The 5,563-nt window shown below is 52.1% G+C and carries 3 tRNA genes and 3 rRNA genes; all 6 read right to left on the bottom strand.

The features are described from left to right. A tRNA-Met gene (locus RCJ00_RS20600) sits at positions 1-77 on the bottom strand. 107 nt (positions 78-184) lie between these two features. Continuing rightward, positions 185-299 (bottom strand): 5S ribosomal RNA (rrf, locus tag RCJ00_RS20605). A gap of 79 nt (positions 300-378) precedes the next feature. Further along, positions 379-3,157: ribosomal RNA gene (locus tag RCJ00_RS20610) — 23S ribosomal RNA — on the bottom strand. 384 nt (positions 3,158-3,541) lie between these two features. Continuing rightward, a tRNA-Ala gene (locus RCJ00_RS20615) sits at positions 3,542-3,617 on the bottom strand. A gap of 1 nt (position 3,618) precedes the next feature. Beyond that, positions 3,619-3,695: transfer RNA gene (locus RCJ00_RS20620), tRNA-Ile, on the bottom strand. Between the two features lie 201 nt (positions 3,696-3,896). Next, positions 3,897-5,355 (bottom strand): 16S ribosomal RNA (locus tag RCJ00_RS20625). The 16S, 23S and 5S rRNA genes sit together here with 3 tRNA genes alongside, the layout of an rRNA operon. Positions 5,356-5,563 lie beyond the last annotated feature (208 nt).

Below are 5,563 nucleotides of genomic sequence, written 5' to 3' on the forward strand. Positions count from 1 at the left end.
TGGTTGCGGGGGCCAGATTTGAACTGACGACCTTCAGGTTATGAGCCTGACGAGCTACCGGGCTGCTCCACCCCGCGTTGGGTATTGTGTTTTGTATTAAAAAAGACCGGCAAGCTTTAGTGCCGACCGGTCTTGATTAATGTGTGTGTTTGTAATGAAGGGTTCAATACGTTGGCCTTGGTAGACCTGGCGACGACCTACTCTCCCGCGACTTAAGACGAAGTACCATCGGCCCAGGAAGGCTTAACGACCGAGTTCGGAATGGGATCGGGTGGGGACCTTCCGGCATAGCCACCAGGTCAACCGAGACCAGCGTATTGTGAATGAGAAGACATTGTATGATTTTAGAAGCTTATGTTCCATGTGTTTTATTGAGGAACGATCAAGCCGATCGGATTATTAGTACCAGTTAGCTTCACACGTCACCGTGCTTCCACACCTGGCCTATCAACGTGGTAGTCTACCACGATCCTCAGCGAGACCTTGTTTTGAGGTTAGTTTCCCGCTTAGATGCTTTCAGCGGTTATCTATTCCATACTTAGCTACCCTGCTGCGCGGCTGGCGCCACGACAGGTCCACCAGAGGTATGTCCATCCCGGTCCTCTCGTACTAGGGATAGATCCTCTCAAGTCTCGTACACCCACGGCAGATAGGGACCAAACTGTCTCACGACGTTCTGAACCCAGCTCACGTACCACTTTAAATGGCGAACAGCCATACCCTTGGGACCTGCTCCAGCCCCAGGATGTGATGAGCCGACATCGAGGTGCCAAACTTTGCCGTCGATATGGACTCTTGGGCAAAATCAGCCTGTTATCCCTAGAGTACCTTTTATCCGTTGAGCGATGGCCCGTCCACGAAGGACCACCGGATCACTATGGCCGACTTTCGTCTCTGCTCGACTTGTCAGTCTCGCAGTCAGGCGGGCTTATGCCATTGCACTCGTCGAACGATTTCCGACCGTTCTGAGCCCACCATCGCGCGCCTCCGTTACACTTTGGGAGGCGACCGCCCCAGTCAAACTACCCACCACGCCATGTCCCGGACCCGGATAACGGGTCTCGGTTAGACGTCAACAGCAATAAGGGTGGTATTTCAAGGATGGCTCCACAGGAACTGGCGCCCCTGCTTCATAGCCTCCCACCTATCCTACACATGTTGCTGCTAACGCCAAGGCGAAGCTATAGTAAAGGTTCATAGGGTCTTTCCGTCTGACCGCGGGAACCCCGCATCTTCACGGGGAATTCAATTTCGCTGAGCCTATGCTGGAGACAGTGGGGAAGTCGTTACGCCATTCGTGCAGGTCGGAACTTACCCGACAAGGAATTTCGCTACCTTAGGACCGTTATAGTTACGGCCGCCGTTTACCGGGGCTTCAATTCGCAGCTTGCACCACTCCTTTTAACCTTCCGGCACCGGGCAGGCGTCAGACCCTATACGTCGCTTTACAGCTTCGCAGAGCCCTGTGTTTTTGATAAACAGTCGCTACCCCCTAGCCTGTGCCACTTACATCTGGTTGCCCAAATGCAAGTCACGCTTATCCCGAAGTTACGCGTGTAATTTGCCGAGTTCCTTCAGCATAGTTCTCTCAAGCGCCTTGGTATACTCTACCTGACCACCTGTGTCGGTTTCGGGTACAGTCTCTGTATGAGTTATTTCCAGGGACACGTTCCCTGCAAGGACAATCCAATAAGCCCTCACAAGTTACCGCATCCGTCACTTCATACTGGCCCAGGAATATTTACCTGGTTCCCATCGACTACGCCTTTCGGCCTCGCCTTAGGGGCTGGCTAACCCTACGCAGATTAGCTTTACGTAGGAACCCTTGGTCTTTCGGCGAGAGTGTCTCTCACACTCTTTATCGCTACTCATGTCAGCATTCTCACTTCCGATACCTCCAGCCAACCTCACGATTGACCTTCACAGGCTTACGGAACGCTCCGCTACCGCTCGCTAATGCGAGCCCTGATCTTCGGCATATGGCTTTAGCCCCGTTACATTTTCCGCGCAGGATCGCTTGATCAGTGAGCTGTTACGCTTTCTTTAAAGGATGGCTGCTTCTAAGCCAACCTCCTGATTGTCAAAGCAATCCCACATCGTTTCCCACTTAGCCATAATTTGGGGGCCTTAGATGCAGGTTAGGGTTGTTTCCCTTTTCACCATGGACGTTAGCACCCACAGTGTGTCTGCCGAACAGTTCTCTTGGGTATTCGGAGTTTGGTTAGAATTGGTACCACTCGCGCAGCCCGCATCCATCCAGTGCTCTACCCCCCAAGGAATAAATTCGACGCTCTACCTAAATAGATTTCGCGGAGAACCAGCTATGTCTAGGTTTGATTGGCCTTTCACCCCTATCCACAAGTCATCCGAATCTTTTTCAACAGATATCGGTTCGGACCTCCAGTTGGTGTTACCCAACCTTCATCCTGCTCATGGATAGATCACCTAGTTTCGGGTCGTCATGCGACGAACTTAACGCTCTATTCAAACTCGCTTTCGCTACGCCTACACCTAACGGCTTAAGCTTGCTCGGCACATGAAGTCGCTGACCCATTATACAAAAGGTACGCCGTCACCTCGCGTGGAGGCTCCGACTGCTTGTAGGCTTCCGATTTCAGGATCTGTTTCACTCCCCTTGTCGGGGTGCTTTTCACCTTTCCCTCACGGTACTTGTTCACTATCGGTCGTAGAGGAGTACTTAGGCTTGGAGGGTGGTCCCCCCATGTTCAGACAGGATTTCACGTGTCCCGCCCTACTCGAGTCTCTTGCTGTTTGACACCTACGGGACTGTCACCCGCTATGGTCGACCTTTCCAGATCGTTCGGTTTTATTTCACAAGAGCACTGGCCTGGTTCCCGTTCGCTCGCCACTACTAGGGAAGTCTCGGTTGATGTCCTTTCCTCCGGTTACTGAGATGTTTCAGTTCACCGGGTTTGCTTAATAAGCCTATGTATTCAGCTTACTATACCTTTCAAACCACCAACTCACTTTAACCCGTAAGAGCTAAAATGAGAGGGCAGTCAAAGGTGGGTTTCCCCATTCGGAGATATGCGGATCAATGGGTGCTAGCGCCTCCCCGCATCTTATCGCAGCTTGCTACGTCCTTCATCGCCTCTCTACGCCAAGGCATCCGTCAGAAGCCCTTTAACGCTTGATCGTTCTCAACAAAACGCATGTTTCTGACAAACCCAAACCCGTCAACGCCCTTGTCGAAAGGCTCCACCCTAGGGGAGTGGTGACAGTTTGAGTTATACATACGCTTCTAATTTGAGGTCTCATCCGCATACCCTTGGAAAGAAGTAGGTATATGCAGACTGTACTGAGACCTCGATTGTCAGACAATGTCTTCTCGGATACCCCCTAAAGCTATGAACATGCCGGGGAAACCCTTCATTTACAATTTCAACCAGGATCAAAAGACCCTGAACCCGCTAGCTATCAAAAGACAACCAGCGAAACTTGCAACGCATCGTAAGCTTTAAGCTCACCCTGTAGCGGCGCCACGCGCTCTACTAACTAATGGGTCCAGGGCCTGTGGCCCTGGTGGAGCCAGACGGATTCGAACCGACGACATCCTGCTTGCAAAGCAGGCGCTCTACCAACTGAGCTATGGCCCCTTGGTAGGCCCGACAAGATTTGAACTTGTGACCTCACGCTTATCAAGCGTGCGCTCTAACCAACTGAGCTACGGGCCCATAAGGCAGAAAGCACAAGATCATTCGACCCGGCTTACGATGCACACCCAACCCTACAAAAGTCCATAAGACCCCTGCCGGCTGAATGCGTATTGGAAAGAGAAACGAAGACGGCGGTGAACCGCATATATGTGAAGCTTCAAGAGCTTCGTTTAAGTGACATCCCAATAGATGCGTGAGCATCTGGAGGAATATCCTTAGAAAGGAGGTGATCCAGCCGCAGGTTCCCCTACGGCTACCTTGTTACGACTTCACCCCAGTCGCTGACCCTACCGTGGTCGCCTGCCCCCTTGCGGTTAGCGCAGCGCCTTCGGGTAGAACCAACTCCCATGGTGTGACGGGCGGTGTGTACAAGGCCCGGGAACGTATTCACCGCGGCATGCTGATCCGCGATTACTAGCGATTCCAACTTCATGCCCTCGAGTTGCAGAGGACAATCCGAACTGAGACGACTTTTAGGGATTTGCCCTCTGTAGTCGCCATTGTAGCACGTGTGTAGCCCACCCTGTAAGGGCCATGAGGACTTGACGTCATCCCCACCTTCCTCCGGCTTAGCACCGGCAGTCCTGTTAGAGTTCCCAACTAAATGATGGCAACTAACAGCGAGGGTTGCGCTCGTTGCGGGACTTAACCCAACATCTCACGACACGAGCTGACGACAGCCATGCAGCACCTGTGTCCCAGTCCCCGAAGGGAAAGCTCGATCTCTCGAGTGGTCCAGGCATGTCAAAAGGTGGTAAGGTTCTGCGCGTTGCTTCGAATTAAACCACATGCTCCACCGCTTGTGCGGGCCCCCGTCAATTCCTTTGAGTTTTAATCTTGCGACCGTACTCCCCAGGCGGATTGCTTAATGCGTTAGCTGCGTCACCAACCGGCATGCCGGCTGACAACTAGCAATCATCGTTTACAGCGTGGACTACCAGGGTATCTAATCCTGTTTGCTCCCCACGCTTTCGAGCCTCAGCGTCAGTCATGATCCAGTAAGTCGCCTTCGCCACTGGTGTTCTTCCGAATATCTACGAATTTCACCTCTACACTCGGAGTTCCACTTACCTCTATCATACTCTAGGCTATCAGTTTTGAAGGCAATTCCAAGGTTGAGCCCTGGGCTTTCACCTCCAACTTGATAACCCGCCTACGCTCCCTTTACGCCCAGTAATTCCGAGCAACGCTAGCCCCCTTCGTATTACCGCGGCTGCTGGCACGAAGTTAGCCGGGGCTTCTTCTGTAGGTACCGTCATTATCGTCCCTACTGAAAGAATTTTACAATCCTAAGACCTTCATCATTCACGCGGCATGGCTGCGTCAGTCTTTCGACCATTGCGCAAGATTCCCCACTGCTGCCTCCCGTAGGAGTTTGGGCCGTGTCTCAGTCCCAATGTGGCTGATCATCCTCTCAGACCAGCTATAGATCGTAGCCTTGGTGGGCCTTTACCCCACCAACTAGCTAATCTAACGCGGGCCGCTCTAATGGCGATAAATCTTTCCCCCGAAGGGCACATTCGGTATTAGCTCAAGTTTCCCTGAGTTATTCCGAACCAAAAGGTACGTTCCCACGTGTTACTCACCCGTCCGCCACTATCCCGAAGGATCGTTCGACTTGCATGTGTTAGGCCTGCCGCCAGCGTTCGCTCTGAGCCAGGATCAAACTCTCAGGTTGGTTTGACCTTCAAAGACTCAGTATGCATATTACTGCGTACATAAGTGCGTTCATTAACGAGTTCCCACACGACATATCCCCGAAAGAATATGTCGAATGGTTGTCTTAAAGAGACCGCTAACTTTGATGTCGTTGAACAGTATCTCAACTGCTCGCCAGAACACCGCCGCCTGCGATTCCCTTTCCATTATCTACAATGTCAAAGACC

It is taken from the genome of Asticcacaulis aquihabitans (assembly GCF_032490435.1).
Lineage (GTDB): Bacteria > Pseudomonadota > Alphaproteobacteria > Caulobacterales > Caulobacteraceae > Asticcacaulis.